Annotated in this window: 12 protein-coding genes; 9 read left to right on the top strand and 3 right to left on the bottom strand. The window is 74.6% G+C overall.

The features are described 5' to 3' along the window. Window positions 1-107: 107 nt before the first annotated feature. From RCG67_RS04370 to RCG67_RS04360, 3 genes are all read left to right on the top strand, one after another. A complete protein-coding gene (locus RCG67_RS04370; protein ID WP_368824996.1) occupies window positions 108-1,016 on the top strand; it encodes an FAD:protein FMN transferase in 909 nt (302 codons plus the stop codon). Between the two features lie 22 nt (window positions 1,017-1,038). After that, window positions 1,039-2,709, top strand: a complete 1,671-nt coding sequence (locus tag RCG67_RS04365; protein ID WP_368824995.1) for an FAD-dependent oxidoreductase — start codon at window positions 1,039-1,041, stop codon at window positions 2,707-2,709. A 464-nt stretch (window positions 2,710-3,173) separates the two neighbouring features. Continuing rightward, entirely contained in the window at window positions 3,174-7,241 is a 4,068-nt protein-coding gene (locus tag RCG67_RS04360; RefSeq protein WP_368824994.1) for a Pls/PosA family non-ribosomal peptide synthetase, read from the top strand. A 127-nt stretch (window positions 7,242-7,368) separates the two neighbouring features. On the opposite strand, the gene RCG67_RS04355 is transcribed toward RCG67_RS04360, so the two are convergent. Next, window positions 7,369-8,076 carry an AfsR/SARP family transcriptional regulator gene (locus tag RCG67_RS04355; RefSeq protein WP_368824993.1) on the bottom strand — a complete coding sequence of 236 codons (708 nt, stop codon included), beginning with the start codon at window positions 8,074-8,076 and terminating at the stop codon, window positions 7,369-7,371. 327 nt (window positions 8,077-8,403) lie between these two features. Between RCG67_RS04355 and RCG67_RS04350 the strand changes: the two genes are divergently transcribed. Further along, the gene (locus RCG67_RS04350; protein WP_058873962.1) at window positions 8,404-8,667 is read left to right on the top strand and encodes a hypothetical protein; all 264 of its coding nucleotides are present in this window, start codon (window positions 8,404-8,406) and stop codon (window positions 8,665-8,667) included. A 106-nt stretch (window positions 8,668-8,773) separates the two neighbouring features. Here the strand turns inward: RCG67_RS04350 and purB are convergent, their stop codons facing one another. Further along, window positions 8,774-10,201 (bottom strand): adenylosuccinate lyase, encoded by a 1,428-nt coding sequence (purB, locus tag RCG67_RS04345; RefSeq protein ID WP_368824992.1) that lies wholly within the window; start codon window positions 10,199-10,201, stop codon window positions 8,774-8,776. Window positions 10,202-10,367: 166 nt separating this feature from the next. Here purB and RCG67_RS04340 point away from each other — a divergent pair, with 166 nt between their 5' ends. The 5 genes from RCG67_RS04340 (at window position 10,368) to RCG67_RS04320 (ending at window position 17,114) form a co-directional block, all read left to right on the top strand. Beyond that, a complete protein-coding gene (locus RCG67_RS04340; protein ID WP_368824991.1) occupies window positions 10,368-11,531 on the top strand; it encodes a histidinol-phosphate transaminase in 1,164 nt (387 codons plus the stop codon). Window positions 11,532-11,587: 56 nt separating this feature from the next. Beyond that, window positions 11,588-12,919 carry a thiamine pyrophosphate-dependent enzyme gene (locus RCG67_RS04335; RefSeq protein WP_368824990.1) on the top strand — a complete coding sequence of 444 codons (1,332 nt, stop codon included), beginning with the start codon at window positions 11,588-11,590 and terminating at the stop codon, window positions 12,917-12,919. Continuing rightward, the gene (locus RCG67_RS04330) at window positions 12,916-13,899 is read left to right on the top strand and encodes an alpha-ketoacid dehydrogenase subunit beta (RefSeq protein ID WP_368824989.1); all 984 of its coding nucleotides are present in this window, start codon (window positions 12,916-12,918) and stop codon (window positions 13,897-13,899) included. Before RCG67_RS04335 ends, RCG67_RS04330 begins: the two co-directional genes overlap by 4 nt. An 80-nt stretch (window positions 13,900-13,979) precedes the next feature. After that, window positions 13,980-15,428 (top strand): dihydrolipoamide acetyltransferase family protein, encoded by a 1,449-nt coding sequence (locus RCG67_RS04325; RefSeq protein ID WP_368824988.1) that lies wholly within the window; start codon window positions 13,980-13,982, stop codon window positions 15,426-15,428. 456 nt (window positions 15,429-15,884) lie between these two features. Next, on the top strand, window positions 15,885-17,114 hold the full coding sequence (locus RCG67_RS04320; protein WP_368824987.1) for an aminotransferase class I/II-fold pyridoxal phosphate-dependent enzyme: 1,230 nt from the start codon (window positions 15,885-15,887) through the stop codon (window positions 17,112-17,114). Here RCG67_RS04320 and RCG67_RS04315 read toward each other — a convergent pair. Beyond that, window positions 17,080-17,913: a DNA-3-methyladenine glycosylase I gene (locus RCG67_RS04315; RefSeq protein ID WP_368824986.1), complete on the bottom strand. Its 834-nt coding sequence runs from the start codon at window positions 17,911-17,913 to the stop codon at window positions 17,080-17,082. The two genes, RCG67_RS04320 and RCG67_RS04315, sit on opposite strands and share 35 nt — an antisense overlap. Window positions 17,914-18,009: the final 96 nt, after the last annotated feature.

Here is an 18,009-nt window from a genome sequence, read left to right as displayed (position 1 = left end):
CCCGCCCGCCGGCACCCCGCGCGCGTATGCTCGTCAGCACCTGCCCGCTGCTCTCCCCACCACCGCGCGTCTCTCTCCCTCCCCCCCCCCACCGCCAGGAGACGGTCATGCCCACCCCGATCCCGCCCCGCGCCCCGGACGCCGGGGCCGTGCGCGCCCCCGCCCCTGACCTCCAGGCCGAGGCCCTCCGGCTGGCCGAGCGCGTGCGCCGCGAGGTCTCCCGGGCCGTGGACCCCGCGCGCATCGACTCGGAGCTGTCCCTGCTCAACCGGTTCGCCGAGCACGGGGACGTCGACGTGGTCGTGGGGCCCGTCCTGGCCGAGATCGTCGCCGCCGCCCTGCTGACCGCCCGCCTCACGAGCGGGCTCGTCGACCCCACCACCGGGGCGGCGGCCTGGCGGGCCCTGGACGGGCTCGCCCCGCGCCCGGCGCCCGGGATCGCGCGCCTCGAGCTGGACGTGCCCACCCGGCGGCTGCGCATGGGCCGCGGCACCGTCCTGGACCTCGCGGCGGTCGCCGCCGCGTGGACGGCGGACCGCACGGTGCACGCCTTCGCGCAGGAGCACCCTGGTCACGCGCTGGTCGCCGAGGTCGGCGGAGCGTGCGCCGTGGGCGGACCGCTCGAAGGCGCCGCCGCCCTGGTCGCGGCGGCGCCGGCGGCCCGCACGGCGCGGCCCGCTGGTCCCGGCCCCGGTGTGGAGCCCGCGGTGCGGGCGGCCCTCGTCCGGAGCGGCCGCCGGGGCCTCGCCGTGGTCGAGCGCTCCGGCGGCGTCCTGGTCGACCCGGTGTCCGGAGCGGCCGCGGAGAGCCCGTGGGACCGGGTCGTCGTCGCCGCGCCGAGCGCCGTGGAGGCCCAGGCCTACGCCCGCGCCGCGCACGTGCTCGGCCGGGACGCCCCCGGCTGGGTCGCGGCGTGCGGCGCCGACGGCGAGTTCACCGGGTCCCGGCCCGGCAGCACCCTCCGGCGCCGGCTCAGGACACCGGGCTGGCCGGGGCGGGGCCGCGCGGCGGCCTGAGCGGCGCCGGTAGCATGAGCCCATGAGAATCGTCATCGTGGGCGGCGTCGCCGGAGGAATGTCCGCGGCCACCCGTCTGCGCCGACTGCTGGAGGACGCCGAGATCACGGTGTACGAGCGCAGCGGCCACGTGTCCTTCGCCAACTGCGGACTGCCCTACCACGTGGGCGGTGTGATCGAGGAGCGCTCCGCGCTGCTCCTGCAGACCCCGCAGTCCCTCGGCGCCCGCTTCGGCCTCGACGTGCGCGTGGGGCACGAGGTCGTCGACGTCGACCGGGACCGGCACGTGCTGCGCGTCCGGGACCTCGCCTCGGGCCGGGAGGAGGAGCGGGGCTACGACGCCCTCGTCCTCTCCCCGGGCGCCGTCCCCGTCCGCCCGCCCGTGCCCGGCATGGAGCGCGCCCTCGTGCTGCGCGACATCGAGGACACCGACGCGGTCGTGGCGGCGGCCGGGGGCGCCCGCTCCGCCGTGGTCGTCGGCGGCGGCTACGTCGGCCTCGAGGTCGCGGAGAACCTCGTCCACCGCGGCCTGCAGGTCGCCCTCGTCGAGGCCGCGCCGCAGGTCATGGCCCCGCTCGACCCCGAGATGGTCGAGCCCGTGCACACGCTGATGCGCGAGCGCGGGCTGGACCTGCGGCTGGGGACCACGGTCACCGAGGTGGGGGAGCGCACCCTGACGCTCGACGACGGCACGGAGCTGTCGGCCGACGTGGTCCTCGCCGCGGTCGGCGTCCGCCCGGACAGCACGCTCGCCCGGGCGGCGGGCCTGGAGGTCGGGGAGCGCGGCGGCATCGTCGTCGACGAGCACATGCGCACCTCCGATCCGGACGTCTACGCCGTGGGGGACGCGGTGGAGAAGCGCGACGCCCTCGACGGCTCCGCCACGCTCGTCGCCCTGGCCAACACGGCCAACCTCCAGGGCCGGCTCGTCGCCGACGTCATCGCCGGCATGGACGTGTCCGACCGGCCGGTGCTGGGCACGTCCGTGGTCGGGGTCTTCGGCCTCACGGTCGCGGCCACGGGCTGGAACGAGAAGCGGCTGCGCGCCGCGGGACGGCCCTACCGGGCCGTCCACACGCACCCGGCGAACCACGCCGGCTACTACCCCGGGGCGGAGGGGATGGCCCTGAAGCTGCTCGTGGACCCGGAGGACGACGCGATCCTCGGCGCCCAGGGCGTGGGCGGGGCGGGCGTGGACAAGCGCATCGACGTCATCGCCACGGCCATCACCGGCGGGATCCCGGCGGCCGGCCTCGCCGAGCTCGAGCTGGCCTACTCCCCGCTCTACGGCTCCGCGAAGGACCCCGTGAACATGCTCGGCTACATCGACCGCAACCACCGGGACGGGCTCGTCGAGACCGTGCAGTGGCACGAGCTGGACGACCGTCTCGCCGCCGGCGCGACCCTGCTGGACGTCCGCACCCCCGGCGAGCACGCGTCGATGCCGATCCCCGGCGGGGTCAACATCGAGCTGGACCGGCTCCGGGACCGTCTCGACGAGCTGCCGGAGGGCGAGATCGTGGTGCACTGCCAGGCCGGCCTGCGCGGCTACCTCGCCGCCCGCGTCCTGGCCCAGCACGGCCGCGACGTCGTGAACCTGGACGGCGGCTACCTCACCTGGGCGTCCCGGCCGGACCGGGCCGCGACGACCCCCTCCGGCGACGACGAGGACCGGGGCTCCCCGGCCGGCTGAGCCGCGCCGCGCACCGCAGCACGAGGCCCCCGGGCGGGGACAGGACCGGACGGTTCCTGTCCCCGCCCGGGGGCCTCGTGCGTGCCGGCGTCCTCCGGCGGGCGTTCACGAAAAGTAACACGGGGAATTCCTCCGTCCCCCGAACCGTGGGCGGGCCGGGGGCGCCGGCGCTCCGCCGGCCCCGAGCGAGGCGCCCCGCCGCCGGACCGGGAACCGCCGGCCCCGCACCGGGAACCCTGTGATTGCAGTCGAAAACGTCTCGTTGAGCGAGACGGGCCCCTGTGATCTTCACCACCGGAAACCGATCGGGCGGTCGGCATCTCCCCTGGCGGCTCGGGCGGCAAACGCATCGATAACGGCGGAATAACGCCGGCGTGACGGATCCGTGAGGAGGTCATAACACCCCCCTCCGTAGAACGGACGTGCCGGTGACACCGGTGTCCGTGCATCGAAAGGAGTTGGACATGACCTCAGTGCCACATCGCTCTTCCCGCCGCGACAAGGCCGCGGCGGCAGAGCGAGTGCTGTGGGACGAGGCCGCTGCGACAGGAGGTCCCGCCGCCGCGCTCCCCTGGACCGAGCCCTCCCGCCGAGGCGCCCGGAGCGCGGAGACGAAGCCCACCCGGTTGCACCACTTCTTCGAGCGCAGCTGCGATCTCACTCCCGACGCGCAGGCGCTGCACGCCGACGGCCGGGCCTACACCTACGCGGAGCTCGACGAGCTCGCCAACCGGCTGGCCCACCTGATCGCCGGCTACGGCCTGAGCGCGGGGGACCGCGTCGGGATCCTGCTGCAGCGCTCCACGATGCTCTACGCGTCCCTCCTGGCGATCCTCAAGACGGGCGCCACCTTCGTCCCGATCGACCCGAACCTGCCCGCGGACCGCGTGCAGTTCATCGCCGAGGACTCGGACCTGTCCCTCATGCTGACCTCCGCCGAGTTCGTGGCCGTGGTCGAGGACGCGCCCGCCGACGTCGTCGACGTCGGCCGGATCGGCGAGCGGCTCGAGGAGGCGCCCGCGCACCGCCCCGCGGTCCGCCACGAGGGCGACCCCACGTGCTACATCATCTACACCTCGGGCTCGACCGGCCGCCCCAAGGGCGTCGAGGTCGCCCACTCGAGCATCTGCAACTTCATCGAGATCGTCCCCGAGGTCTACGACGTCCGGTCCGAGGACCGCGTCTACCAGGGGATGACCATCGCGTTCGACTTCTCCATCGAGGAGATCTGGCCCACCTGGGCCGTGGGCGCCTCCCTGGTGGCCGGCCCCACCGACGACGCCCGCCTGGGAGAGGGGCTCGCCGAGTTCCTGCAGCGCATGGAGATCTCCGTGCTCTACTGCGTGCCCACCGTGCTGGCCACCCTGGAGCACGACCTGCCCCGCATCCGCAGCATCCTGGTCGGCGGTGAGGCCTGCCCCGCCGATCTCGTGGAGCGGTGGTCCACGCCCGAGCGGCGGATGCTCAACACCTACGGCCCCACCGAGGGCACCGTGACGGCCACGTGGGGCGAGCTGGCCCCCGGCCGGCCCGTGACCATCGGCAAGCCCCTGCCCACCTACGAGGTGCGGATCCTCGACGAGGAGATGAACGAGGTCCCCGACGGCGAGCCGGGCGAGATCTGCATCGCCGGACCGGGCGTGGCCCGCGGCTACGTGAACCTGCCGCACGTCACCGAGGAGCGGTTCCGGCCGCACCCGGACGGGCCCCGGGCCGGGCGGATCTACCGCACCGGCGACCTGGGCCGGTTCATGCCCGACGGCGAGATCGAGTACCTCGGCCGCGCCGACAGCGAGGTGAAGATCCGCGGTCACCGCGCGGACCTGCAGGAGATCGAGAACGTGCTGCGCCGGGAGGACGCGGTGGCCGACGCCGCCGTGAAGCTCGTCTCCGGCGGCGACGACGTCGCGGCGTTCCTCACCCTGCGCGCCCCGGTGCGCGACGAGCGCGCCCTCTTCGAGCTGCTGCACGACTCCGTGGTCGCGGCGCTGCCGCCGTACATGGTGCCGTCCTTCTACGAGATCCTGCCCGCGATGCCGATGATGGTCAGCGGCAAGGTGGACCGGAAGAACCTGCCGGACCCCAGCACGCCCCGCTTCGTGACGACGATGGGCCTGGTCCCGCCGGAGACGCAGACCGAGTGGGGGATCACGGAGGTGTGGTCGAAGGTCTTCCGGATCCCCGAGGACCAGCTCTCCGTGGAGGCCGACTTCTTCATGGATCTCGGCGGGCACTCCCTGCTCGCCGCGACCGCCACGTCCGAGCTGCGCCGGGCGCACCCGGACCAGGACATCTCCATCGCGGACGTCTACACCTACCCGACCGTCCGGGACCTGGCGCGGCACCTGGACGCCGCCCCGGCGGCCGTGCCGGCCGTGGCCGCCCCGGACGACCGGCCGGCGCCGCTGCACCACACCAGCGGCCGGGTGGCGCTGTGCGGCATCGCGCAGGTGACGACCCTGGTCCTGGCGGCCATGCTCGTCGGCTCCCCGCTCGCCGCGGTCCTGTACTCCTACGGCGGGCAGTTCAGCTACGCCCTGATGTGGGACATGCTCCTCGTGGGCGTCCTGGTCTCGGTGCTCGCCCGCTTCTTCCTGCCGTTCCTCGGCTCCCGGGTGCTGGGCCGCCTCGTCAGACCCGGCCACCACGCCCTCTGGGGCCGGCAGTACTTCCTGCTGTGGTGCATCGACGGCCTGACCCGGCTCTCGCCGCTCAGCCTCCTGACCGGCACCCCGATGGCCGCCGTGTACCTGCGCCTGCTGGGCGCCAGGGTCGGCCCGGACGCCCACGTGGGCACCGCCGCCATCGGCCTGCCCTCGCTCGTCACGATCGGCTCCCGGGCCAGCATCGGCTACAACTCCTCCGTGCAGACCGCCCAGGTCGAGGAGGGGTGGGTGACCATCGCGCCGGTGCACATCGGCGAGGACGCCTTCGTGGGGGCCAACGCCCTGCTGCAGCCGGGCGCCCGGATCGAGGACGGCGCCCGCCTGGGCGAGCAGTCCCTGGCCTCCCGCAACCAGTCGATCCCCGCAGGCGAGCACTGGCTGGGCTCCCCGGCCCGGCCCGGTGACGGCGACGACGAGCTGCTCGAGCGGATGGAGCGGCGCCCGCTGCCCAGCGGCCGCTGGCCCGCCCCGCTCGCGGCGGGGCTGCTCCTGGGCTGGATGGTCCTCGAGGTCATGCCCTTCGTCCTGGTGCTCCCGTCCTTCCTCATGATCTGGGTCGCGGCCCTGGAGTTCGGCCTGCCGGTGGGGCTCGCCCTCACCCCGGCGGTCGGCATCGTCTACGTGCTCACGGTCTGCGCCGTGGTCGCGATCGGCCGCAAGCTCGTCCTGCGCCGGACGCCCACCGGCATCCACCCCGTGCGCAGCGGGCTGGGCGTGCGCAAGTGGATGGCCGACCAGCTGCTCTCCACCAGCCTGGAGAGCACGAACGCCCTGTACGCCACGATGTACACCGTGCCCTGGCTGCGCGCCCTGGGCGCCAAGGTCGGCCCGCGCTCCGAGGTCTCCACGGTCGGGCACATCGACCCGGACCTCCTCACCCTCGGCGAGGGCAGCTTCGTCGCGGACATGGCCAGCGTCGGCAGCGCCGTCTACCACCACGGCCATCTCTACATGGAGCGCACCGTGGTGGGCGACCGCTCGTTCGTGGGCAACGCGGCGTTCGTGCCCTCGGGCACGCGGATGGGCGAGGGGTCCCTGGTGGGCGTCGCCTCCGTGCCGCCGGCCGACGTGCCGGACGGCACGTCCTGGCTGGGCTCGCCCGCCATGTTCCTGCCGCGGCGGCAGGACAGCGGCAACTACGACGAGAGCCTCACCTTCCGGCCCTCGCGCAGCAAGGTGGCGGCCCGTCTCGTCATCGAGGCGCTGCGCATCACCGTCCCGCCGGCGCTGATCGGCCTGATCGGCTACCTGGGCCTGCTCGCGTCCGTGGCCCTGGTGCCGGAGCTGACGCTGCTCGGCTTCGTCGCCGTGCTGCCGCTCATCGCGCTGGCCACCGGCCTGACCGTGGTCCTCGCCGTGGTCGTCCTGAAGTGGGCGATCGTGGGCCGGTACCGCCAGCGCGTCGAGCCGCTGTGGGACAACTTCGTCCGGCGCAGCGAGTTCGTCACCGGCGTGTACGAGTCCGCGGCGGTCCCCGCCCTCATCGGCGGCCTCGTGGGGACGCCCCTCATCGGGCCGGTCCTGCGACTGTTCGGCGCGCAGATCGGGAAGCGGACCTACATCGGCACCACGTACCTGACCGAGTTCGACCTCGTCCACATCGGCGACGACGCCGCCGTCTCGACGGACGTGTCGCTGCAGACGCACCTCTTCGAGGACCGCGTGATGAAGATGTCCCACGTGGAGATCCTGCCCGGGGCCAGCGTCGGCGCGCGCTCGATCGTGCTGTACGACACGACGGTGGGCGCAGGCGCCTCGGTGGACGCGCTGTCGCTCGTGATGAAGGGCGAGCAGCTGCTGCCCCACACCACCTGGCGCGGCATCCCGGTGCGCTCGGCGGCGCCCGCGGTGACCTCGGGACGATGACCCGGTCATGAACAGCCAGGAGGTGTCCCCGCGGCCCGGTGACGGGCCGCGGGGACACCGTCCCTCCGCCGGCCGGAACTCCGCCGTCGGGCGCGCTCCGGGCCGGACCGCTCCGGGTGCCGGGTCCTCAGGCGCTGCGGATGTGGCCCATCAGCTGGGTGATCTGGGGGGAGGGCGGCGCTCCGAGCTCGTCGGCCATCGTGCTGCAGAAGCTGCGGAAGGTCTGCAGGGCGGGGGCGTTGTTGCCCAGGCCCAGGTCCGCCTCGATCGACACGCGGACCGCGCTCTCCCGGAGGGGATCCATGGCCCGGACGTTGTCGGCGAGCACGTGGGCCCGGTAGAAGTCGCCGTGCTCCAGGGAGAGCCGGGCGAGATGCTCCACGGCGTTGACGTACAGCGTCCGCAGCCGGTCCTGCTCGGCCATCACCCAGGCGTCGTACCAGCCGGGCAGCAGCTGGGCGCCGTCGGGGGACAGGAACCAGGGGTCCTCCACCACGGGCGCCGTGGCGGAGGCCGCCCGGTGCAGGGACTCGCGCAGCTCGTGCAGGTCCACGGTGACCGGCTCCGCGAGCGCGATGTTGTTGCCGCGGGTCCCGACCGCCCCGGGGACCTGGCGCGCGAGGTTGAAGACGGTGGTGCGCAGGCTCCCCATTGCGCGCTCCGCGGTCCGGTCGGGCCACAGCAGCTCGCCGAGGAAGCGGCGCGGCTTGGGACCGAGGACGGCGAGCGCGGCCAGCAGGCGCTGCTGCCGGTGGCCCAGGGCCAGCACGGTCCCGTCGAGCTCCACCTCGACGTTGCCGAGCAGCCGCAGCCTGATCGAGTGTTCCCCATCCATTGTCATGATCCCCCGATGTCATGATCACAGTTCCCCGGTGCGCCCGGGGCCGGCCTTCCCCCGAAGGCCGTGGTCCGAGCACCGCCCTCTCCGGTCCCGCGGACCCGGATCCAGGTCCGCCGCGAGAGAGGGTTCAGGCACCGATGATCCCGGGCGACGGGCTGTGAGTCAAAAGCGAACGCCGGAAGGGCGTCAAAAGCAAACAGAATTCGCGACGGCCGCAACGCGACCCTGTTCGAGGGTGGCGCGCAGGCCCGGACAGTGGTATAAGGCAGTTCCCCGCCGCCGGTGGCGCCGGGCGGGGGCACGAGCTCAGGAGTTCTTCCGATGACCGACCAGCGACCCGTCACGGGCGTCCGCACGGACCCCCTCGGGAACATCGTCGCCCTGTGCAATCCCGCCGAGGTGTGGTCCCCGCGGTCGACCACCCGGATCATCCGGGACATCGAGAGCGGGGTCCACCTCTACTACGTCCCGGGGTCCTCGGGACAGCTGCGGGTCCGCGTGGTCTCCGCCGGGTGCGAGAAGCGGCTGTGGGCCGCCCCGGAGGACACCGTCTGCAACAACCTGCACGACCTCCCGTCCGTCTGAACCGCGGCGGGGCCCGGGCCGTGCGGCACGGACCGCACGGCCCGTCCCCTCGGGGCGCGGGGCAGCGGGCGCGCCCCGGCGCCCCGCGCCCCCGAGGAGCACCGGCTCACAGGAAGCGCACGAGCTCCGCCGCGACGCCCGTGTAGGTGGCCGGGGTCAGTCCGGACAGCCGCCGCTCCGCGGCCGGGGACAGGCCCAGGCCCGCCACGAACTCCTGGAGCCGCTCGGCGTCCACGCGCCGGCCGCGGGTCAGGTCCTTGAGCCGCTCGTAGGGGTTGTCCATGCCCTCGACGCCGGCGATCGCCTCGGCGCGCATGACCATCTGGACCGCCTCCGCGAGGACCTCCCAGTTCGCGTCGAGATCGGCCGCCAGGGCCTCCTCCGCCACGTCCAGGCGGGCCAGTCCCTTGCTCACGTTGGAGACCGCGAGCAGGGAGTGCCCGAAGGCCACCCCGATGTTGCGCTGGGACGAGGAGTCCGTGAGGTCGCGCTGCCACCGGGACGTCACCAGCGTGGCACCGAGGACGTCCAGCAGGGCGTTGGAGAGCTCGAGGTTCGCCTCGGCGTTCTCGAAGCGGATGGGGTTGACCTTGTGGGGCATGGTGGAGGAGCCCGTGGCGCCCTCCACCGGGACCTGCTGGAAGTAGCCGATCGAGATGTAGGACCACACGTCGGTGCAGAAGTTGTGCAGGATCCGGTTGAACCGGGCGAGGTCGGCGTAGAGCTCGGCCTGCCAGTCGTGGGACTCGATCTGGGTGGTCAGCGGGTTCCAGGACAGCCCCAGGCCCTCCACGAAGCTGCGCGAGACCTCCGTCCAGTCCGCGTCCGGGACGGACGCGTAGTGGGCGGCGTAGGTGCCCGTGGCGCCGTTGATCTTCCCCAGGTACTCCGTGCGCTCGATCCGGGTCAGCTGGCGGCCCAGGCGGTGGGCGACCACCGCCATCTCCTTGCCCAGGGTGGTGGGCGTGGCGGGCTGGCCGTGGGTCCGGGAGAGCATGGGCGTCTCCGCCGCGGACTCGGCCAGCGCCGCGACGTCGGCCACGAGCGCCCGGGCGGCGGGCAGCCACACGTCGGTCGTGGCGTCCTTGATGCCCAGGGCCCAGGCCAGGTTGTTGATGTCCTCGGAGGTGCAGCCGAAGTGCACGAGGGGGACGAGGTGCTCCAGCCCCAGGGCGGGCAGCCGGCGGCCGATGTAGTACTCCACGGCCTTGACGTCGTGGACCGTCACGGCCTCGATCTCGGCGAGCTCCGCGATCGAGGCGGTGTCGAAGTCCGTGACGATCCGGCGCAGCCCGGCGGTCTGCTCGGCGGTCAGGGGCGCCAGGCCCGGCAGCACCGAACGCTCGGCGAGGTGGACGAACCACTCCACCTCCACGTGCAGGCGGTTGCGGTTGAGGGCGGCCTCGGAGAGGTGGTCGACCAGCGGGGCGGCCACCGGCTGGTAGCGGCCGTCGAGCGGTCCCAGTGCGACGGGCGGGACGGCGGCGGCGAGCGCCGCGCGCCCTGAGGACAGGATGCGATCGGTGTTGGGCATGGGCATATTCTCCCACGGCCCGCGGGCCCGCCCCGGCGGACGATTTGTCGTCCGCCACCAACTTTCCCGGGACCCGGTTGTAGCTTTCGCGCCGAAAACCACCGGGTCGTCCGGAGGGGCGTCATCCATCCGGGACCCCCGGGGAGCGGGGGATAGCATGACCTCCATGAGTACCAGCGACGCTACCCGCACCCTGGCCGGCTCCGCCCCGGCCTCGGGCCCGACCACCGCCACCACCTCGGCGGTCCGGCCGCGCCCCGCTCTGTCCCGGCTTCCCCGCTACGCCGCCGGCAAGCCCCCGGTCGTGGTGGACGGACTCGTCTCCTACAAGCTGTCCTCCAACGAGAACCCGTTCGGGCCCGTGCCCGCCGTCAAGGAGGTCCTGGCCGACTGGGACGCGGTGCACCGCTATCCCGAGACGACCTCCGCGGAGCTGCGGGAGGTCCTCGGCGAGTTCCTGGGCGTGCCCGCCGAGGACGTCGTCACCGGTGCCGGGAGCCTCGGCGCGCTCAACCAGCTGCTGGGCGCCTTCGTGGGCACCGGCGAGGACGGCACCCCGGACGAGGTGGTGCACGCGTGGCGCTCCTTCGAGGCCTACCCCATCAGCATCGGGCTCTCCGGAGGGCTGGGCGTGCCGGTCCCGAACCGCCGGGACGGCTCCCACGACCTCGAGGCGATGGCCGCCGCGGTCACCGCGCGGACGAAGGTCGTGCTGCTGTGCACGCCGAACAACCCGACGGGTCCCAGCCTCACCACCGCGCAGGTCGAGGAGTTCCTCGCCGCCGTGCCGCGCGACGTGGTCGTGGTGATCGACGAGGCGTACCAGGAGTTCCAGCGCCGCGACGACCTGGTGAACGGCATCGACCTCTACCGGCAGCACCCCAACGTCGTCGTGCTGCGGACGTTCTCCAAGGCCCACGGCCTCGCCGGCCTCCGGATCGGCTACTCGGTCGCGGGCCAGGGCATCACCCAGTACCTGCGCCAGGCGTCCCCGGCGTTCTCCGTGACCGACCTCGCCCAGCGTGCGGCGATCGCCTCCGTGCGCCACTACGACCAGGTGGCCGAGCGCGTCCAGCGGGTCGTCGACGAGCGGGAGCGGGTCCTCGCCGGGCTCGACGAGCTCGGCTGGCCGTACCCCGAGACGCAGGCCAACTTCGTGTGGCTGAACCTGGGGGAGCACAGCGGCGGCTTCGCCGAGCTGTGCGACGCCCACGCGCTGTCCGTGCGCCGCTTCGGCGCCGAGGGCGTGCGCGTGACGATCGGGGAGCCGGAGGCCAACACCCGGTTCCTGGAGCTGTGCGCGCAGTTCCCCCACCCGCCCGTGCTCTGAGCCGCGGCCCCGCCGGCCCGGCTCCCTCCCGAGCAACCCGAAAGGACGTCCTGCCCATGGATGCCGCTCCATCGTCCCCGGCCGCCCAGGCGCCGGCCAGCACCGTGCCGACCCCGGAGGTGCGCACGCGCCTGGTCCGGCTCCTCGACCGGGACGGCCGCCGGAGCGAGGACCCGGTCCTGTCCCCGTACGTGCGGGACGTCGGCGCCGACCAGCTGCGCGAGCTGTACCGCTCGATGGCGCTGGCCCGCCGCTTCGACGAGGAGGCGACCAACCTCCAGCGGCAGGGCCAGCTGGTGCTCTGGGCCCCGATGCGCGGGCAGGAGGCCGCCCAGGTGGGATCCGCCCGCGCGCTGCGCCCGGCCGACCACGTCTTCCCGACGTACCGCGAGCACGCCGTGGCCATCGAGCGGGGCGTCGAGCCCGCCGAGCTGCTCACCGTGTTCCGCGGGCACAGCGCCGGGGGCTGGAAGCCGAGCGAGCACCACATGAACGTCTACTCCATCGTGCTCGGCTGCCAGGTCCCGCACGCCGTGGGCTACGCCATGGGCATCGACCTGGACCGGCGGGCCGCCGAGGCGGAGGGCCGGGAGGCCGAGCCGGCCGCCGCGGTCGTCTACTTCGGGGACGGCACCTCCACCCAGGGCGAGGTCCACGAGGGCATGGTCTTCGCCGCGTCCTACGACGCCCCGGTGGTCTTCTTCGTGCAGAACAACCAGTGGGCCATCTCGGTGCCGTTCAGCACCCAGTCCCGCGTGCCCCTGGCCGAGCGCGCCGCCGGGTACGGCTTCGAGGGGATCCGCGTGGACGGCAACGACGTCCTCGCGGTCCTGGCGGCCTCGCGGTACGCGCTCGAGAAGGCCCGCGCCGGGCAGGGCCCCGTGCTCGTGGAGGCCGAGACCTACCGGCTCGGGGCCCACACCACCGCGGACGACCCCACCAAGTACCGGCTGCGGGAGGACGAGAGCCGCTGGAGCGAGCTCGATCCGCTGCTCCGGCTCGAGGCGCACCTGCGCGAGGCGCACGGCACCGGCGACGGCTTCTTCGCCGAGGTCGCGGCCGACGCCCAGGTGTTCGCCGACCAGGCCCGCGCGCTCGTGCTGGCCATGGACCCGCCCGAGTTCGAGGACTTCTTCGACCGGCCCTACGCCGAGCGCCACTCCCTCGTGGAGGAGGAGCGCGCCTGGTACGCGGCCTACCAGGCCGGCTTCGCCGACGACACGGACGACAACACGGACGACGACACCGACGACACCGCCGCCGACGCCGCCGACGCCGGCACCGGACCGGACCGGGGCACACAGGCCTCTGGGCTGACCGTGGCCGCCGACCCCGTGGCCGGGGTGCCCGACGCACGGACCGCCGGCACCGAGGAGGACCTCGCATGAGCACCGCCCCCGACCTGACGATCGCGAAGGCGGTCAACGCGGGCCTGCGCCGGGCCATGGAGGAGAACCCCCGGGTGCTGCTCATGGGCGAGGACATCGGCTCCCTGGGCGGCGTCTACCGCGTCACCGAGGGGCTCAAGGCGGACTTCGGCGCCCACCGCGTGATGGACACCCCGCTGGGGGAGGCCGGGATCGTGGGCACCGCCATCGGCCTCGCGCTGCGCGGCTACCGGCCCGTGTGCGAGATCCAGTTCGACGGCTTCTCCTTCCCGGCCTTCAACCAGATCACCACGCAGCTGGCCAAGATGCGCAACCGCACCAACGGGGACGTCACCGTCCCCGTGACGATCCGCATCCCGTACGGCGGGGTCATCGGCTCGGTGGAGCACCACTCCGAGTCCCCGGAGGCCCTGTTCGCGCACACCGCGGGGCTGCGCATCCTCACGCCGTCCAACGCCCAGGACGCCTACTGGATGACCCAGCAGGCCATCTCCTGCGAGGACCCCGTCATCGTCTTCGAGCCGAAGCGGCGGTACTGGCTCAAGGGCGCGGTGGACGCCGAGCGCCCGGCCGCCGACCCGTTCTCCGCGCAGGTCGTCCGGCCCGGCGAGGACGCGACCGTGGTCGCCTGGGGGCCCCTCGTGCCCGTCGCGCTCGCCGCGGCGCAGGCCGCGGAGGAGGACGGGCGCAGCGTCGAGGTCATCGACCTGCGCTCGCTGTCGCCGATCGACTTCGACACCCTCGAGGACTCCGTGCGCCGGACCGGCCGCCTCGTCGTCGCGCACGAGGCCCCGACGTTCGGCGGCCTCGGCGGGGAGATCGCCGCCCGCATCACCGAACGGGCGTTCTACTCCCTCGAGGCACCGGTGCTGCGGGTCGGCGCCTTCCACCTGCCGTACCCGGTGGCCGCCGTCGAGGACCGCTACGTGCCGGACCTCGACCGCGTCCTCGAGGCCCTGGACCGGTCCTTCGCCTACTGACCCCGCCGACCCGCCCGCCGGAGCCCGGGCCGGCGGCACCGCAGCCGGCCCGGGTGCCGCGCGAGAGAGGAAGTACTGACATGCCCCAGATCTTCAACCTGCCCGACGTCGGCGAGGGCCTGACCGAGGCGGAGATCCTCGCGTGGAAGGTCGCGCCGGGGGAGACCGTGACGGTCAACCAGGTCCTCGTCGAGATCGAGACCGCGAAGTCGGTGGTCGAGCTGCCGTCCCCGTACGCGGGGACCGTCCTGGACCTGCTGGTCCCCGAGGGCAGCACCGTCGAGGTCGGCAGCCCCATCATCGCCGTGGGCTCACCCGGCGAGGCGGCGGGCCCCGCCCCGGCCGCCGGTGTCCCCGGAGTGCTGGGGGAGGGCGGGGAGCCCGGCGCGGACCGCCCGCTCGTCGGCTCCGGGCCCAAGGCCGATCCCGTGCGCCGGCGCCGCCGGGCGGCCCAGCCGCCGGCGCCCGAGCCCGAGCCCCAGCCGGCCCGTCCCGCCGGGTGGTCGGAGAAGCTGTCCCGGGGCCCGCTGGGGGCCGGGCTCGGCGGCGGGATCGGCACGGCCGCCCAGGGCATCGCCGGGCGCGCCGCCCGCCTGGCCGGGGACAGCGGCGTCTGGCGCCGGCCCGGCCGCGGGGACGGACCCGCGCCCGGGGAGGGCGTTCCGCGCCGCCCCGCGCTCGCGAAGCCCCCCGTGCGGAAGGCCGCCCAGGACCTGGGCGTCGACCTCGCCGACGTCCCCGCGACGGGCGCGGCCGGGCAGGTCACCAAGCAGGACCTGCTGGCCCACGTGGCCCGGCTGGGCCAGGCCGGGGACCGGCGCCGCCCCGCGGCCCCGGAGGAGCGGATCGAGCGGATCCCCGTCAAGGGCGTGCGGAAGGCCACGGCGCAGAACATGGTGCGCAGCGCGTTCAGCGCCCCGCACGCCTCGGTCTTCGTGGAGGTCGACGCCACGCGCACCATGGAGTTCGTCCGGCGGCTCAAGGCCGCCCCGGACTACGAGGGCGTCAAGGTCACGCCTCTGCTGGTGCTCGCGAAGGCCGTGCTGTGGGCCGCGGCCCGCAACCCGATGGTCAACGCGACGTGGACGGACGAGGAGATCCTCGTCAAGCACTTCGTCAACCTCGGCATCGCGGCGGCCACGCCGCGCGGGCTCATGGTCCCGAACGTCAAGGACGCCCAGGACCTCTCGCTGCGGGAGCTGGCCGTGGCCCTCGACGAGCTCTCGCGGACCGCCCGGGCGGGACGGACCCAGCCGGCGGACATGCAGGGCGGCACCCTGACCGTGACCAACATCGGGGCCCTCGGCCTCGACACCGGCACGCCGATCATCAATCCCGGCGAGGTGGCGATCATCGCGTTCGGGAGCATCAAGCAGAAGCCGTGGGTCGTGGACGGCGCCGTGGTGCCCCGCTGGGTGACCACGCTGGGCGGGTCCTTCGACCACCGCGTGGTCGACGGGGACCTCGCGGCCCGCTTCACCGCGGACGTCGCCCGGATCCTCGAGGAGCCGGCGCTGCTGCTGGAGTGAGCCCCCGCCGGCACGGCAACGGCCCCGCACCGATCGGTGCGGGGCCGTGTGCTGCGTCGTCGACGCGCGTGCCGCCACGTCCCGCGGCTCTCCCCGCCGGGCCGAGGCCCGGCGCCGCACCGACGTGGAACAGGGCGGTGGCTTCCCGCGCCCGGCGTCCCATCTCCGGTGGACCCGTGATTGAAATCCCCCCAGACACAATCACACATCTCATTCACGATGGATCACTCGTGCGACGCCGGCCGCGGTGGCAACCTGCCCGTCGGCCTCCGGCACTGCTCCCGGAGACCTGTCCCCCCACGCCCGGAGGACCGCCTCAGCGCGACCTCCTGACGTCCAGGACTGGGACCAGTATTGCGGAGGCCTGGACAAAAGTCTGTCCCCCGATGTGCCCATGACGACGACGGCGAGGCGTGACCGCGCTCCGGCGGGCGACGGCGGCCGTAGGCTGGGCGCATGCCTCCGCACCCGCCGCCCCGCCCCTCCGCCCGCTCGGCGGTGCCGCCGTTCCGGGTGATGGAGATCCTCGCCGACGTCGAGCGCCTGCGGGCCGCCGGCCGGGACGTGGTCTCCCTCTGCGCCGGAGAGCCCTCCGGCGGCGCCCCGGGCGCCGTGGCGCGGGCGGCCGCCCGGGTGCACGCCCGCAACGAGGGGCTGGGCTACACCCCCGCCCTCGGCATCGAGCCGCTGCGCCGGGCGGTGGCCGGCCACTACGCCCGGTGGTACGGCCTCGACGTCCGGCCCGAGGAGGTCGCGATCACCACGGGGGCCTCCGGGGCGCTCGTGCTCTCCTTCCTGGCGGCCTTCGACGCGGGGGACCGGGTGGCGGTGTGCCGGCCGGGCTACCCGGCCTACCGCAACACCCTGGCCGCGCTGGGCGCCGACGTGGTGGAGCTCGACTGCGGCGCGGCGACCCGCTTCCAGCCCACGCCCGGGATGCTCGACGCCGCGGTCGCCGCGCACGGTCCGCTCCAGGGCCTGGTGGTGGCCGGCCCCGCGAACCCGACCGGCACCGTGCTCGAGCCCGCGGAGCTGGCGGCGCTGGCCCGGTGGTGCGCCGAGCACGGGACCCGCCTGATCAGCGACGAGATCTACCACGGGATCGTGCACACCGCCCCGGAGAGCGGCGGCCCGCGCGGCGGCGGGACGTACCGGGGCACCAGCGCGTGGGAGCACGACCGCGAGGCGGTGGTGATCTCCTCGTTCTCCAAGTACTGGGGGATGACCGGGTGGCGGCTGGGCTGGGCCCTGCTGCCCCGGGACCTCGCGGCCGCGGTCGACGCGCTGGCCGGCAACCTCAGCCTCTGCCCGCCCGCCGCCGCGCAGCTCGCCGCCGTGGAGGCCTTCACGCCGGACGCCTACGCCGAGGCGGACCGGGCGGTCGAGCAGTTCGCGCGCTCCCGGAGCCTGCTCCTGGAGGCGCTGCCCGCGCTCCGGTGGGGGGAGGTCGCCCCGGCGGACGGGGCGTTCTACCTCTACGCCGAACTCGGCGAGCAGCTCGAGCGGCACGGGAGCTCCCTGCAGTGGTGCCGCCGGCTGCTCGAGGAGGAGGCGGTCGCGGTCGTGCCGGGACTGGACTTCGACGCCGCGCGCGGCCACCGCACGGTCCGGCTGTCCTTCGCCGCGGGGCCCGACCGGGTGGCGGAGGCCGTCACCCGGATCCTCCGCTTCCAGTCCCGGACCTGAAGCACCCCGCGAGGTGCCCGGGGAGCACCCCGGTGCGGAGCAGGAACCGGTGCGCGGTGGTGCGCCCCACGAACACGAGGCCCTGCTCCTTGAGCCGGGCGGCCAGCCGGTCCCCCTCCGGGGAGCGGCGGGCCTCCGCCAGCACGGTCGGCGGCGGCTCGGCGGCGGCCGGCCGCAGGTCCGCGACGTGCCCCGCCCAGTCCTCGGGCCCCAGCCCGCGGCAGGCGCGGGCGTTGTGCACCACGGCCTCGATCTTGACCCGGTTGCGGATGACGCCGGGATCCAGGAGCAGCTCGTCGACGTCGTCCTCCGTCATCCGGGCGATCTCCGCGGGTTCGAAGTCCCGCAGCGCCCGGCGCAGGCCCTCCCGGCGCTGGGCGATGCTCCACCGGGCCAGGCCCGCCTGGAAGATCTCCAGGCTGAGGGCCTCGAACCAGCCGGCGGCGCCCGTGGGCGGTGCGCCCCAGCGCCGGTCGTGCTCCTCGAGGGCGGCCGGGCCGGTGGGCGCCCACGGGCAGCGGCGCAGGCCGTCCCCGCAGAGCACTGCACGGAAGGCGTCGTCGGGGGAGCGGGTCCCGTCGGTGCGGAGGGTGCCGTCCGGGGGCCGGTGGTCGTCGGTGCGGCCGGTGTCGTCTGGGGAGCGGGTCCCGTCGGCACGGAGGGTGCGGTCCGGTGAGCGGTGGTCGTCGGTGCGGCCGGCGTCGTCGGGGGAGCGGACGTCCTCGGCGCCGGAACGGCCGTGGGGAGCCGTGCGGTCGTCGGCGGGGTGCGGGCCGTGCCCGGCGGAGTCGGTGTCCATGGGGCCACGGTAGGGAGCCCGGACGGCGGGGCGGGGCGGGCGCGGCCCCCTGTGGACGGTGTCGTCCGGGTGCGGGACCCCGCCCCCGCGTGCAGT

The sequence above is a fragment of the Kocuria cellulosilytica genome (assembly GCF_040981245.1).
GTDB lineage: Bacteria > Actinomycetota > Actinomycetes > Actinomycetales > Micrococcaceae > Kocuria > Kocuria cellulosilytica.
This window is presented reverse-complemented; position numbering and strand designations above follow the sequence as displayed.

Coding starts and splice junctions, on each gene's coding strand:
- RCG67_RS04315 (WP_368824986.1), bottom strand. CDS start 17,913: ATGGACACCGACTCCGCCGGGCACGGCCCGCACCCCGCCGACGACCGC.
- RCG67_RS04325 (WP_368824988.1), top strand. CDS start 13,980: ATGCCCCAGATCTTCAACCTGCCCGACGTCGGCGAGGGCCTGACCGAG.
- RCG67_RS04350 (WP_058873962.1), top strand. CDS start 8,404: ATGACCGACCAGCGACCCGTCACGGGCGTCCGCACGGACCCCCTCGGG.
- RCG67_RS04340 (WP_368824991.1), top strand. CDS start 10,368: ATGAGTACCAGCGACGCTACCCGCACCCTGGCCGGCTCCGCCCCGGCC.
- RCG67_RS04370 (WP_368824996.1), top strand. CDS start 108: ATGCCCACCCCGATCCCGCCCCGCGCCCCGGACGCCGGGGCCGTGCGC.
- RCG67_RS04360 (WP_368824994.1), top strand. CDS start 3,174: ATGACCTCAGTGCCACATCGCTCTTCCCGCCGCGACAAGGCCGCGGCG.
- purB (WP_368824992.1), bottom strand. CDS start 10,201: ATGCCCAACACCGATCGCATCCTGTCCTCAGGGCGCGCGGCGCTCGCC.
- RCG67_RS04330 (WP_368824989.1), top strand. CDS start 12,916: ATGAGCACCGCCCCCGACCTGACGATCGCGAAGGCGGTCAACGCGGGC.
- RCG67_RS04320 (WP_368824987.1), top strand. CDS start 15,885: ATGCCTCCGCACCCGCCGCCCCGCCCCTCCGCCCGCTCGGCGGTGCCG.
- RCG67_RS04335 (WP_368824990.1), top strand. CDS start 11,588: ATGGATGCCGCTCCATCGTCCCCGGCCGCCCAGGCGCCGGCCAGCACC.
- RCG67_RS04365 (WP_368824995.1), top strand. CDS start 1,039: ATGAGAATCGTCATCGTGGGCGGCGTCGCCGGAGGAATGTCCGCGGCC.
- RCG67_RS04355 (WP_368824993.1), bottom strand. CDS start 8,076: ATGGATGGGGAACACTCGATCAGGCTGCGGCTGCTCGGCAACGTCGAG.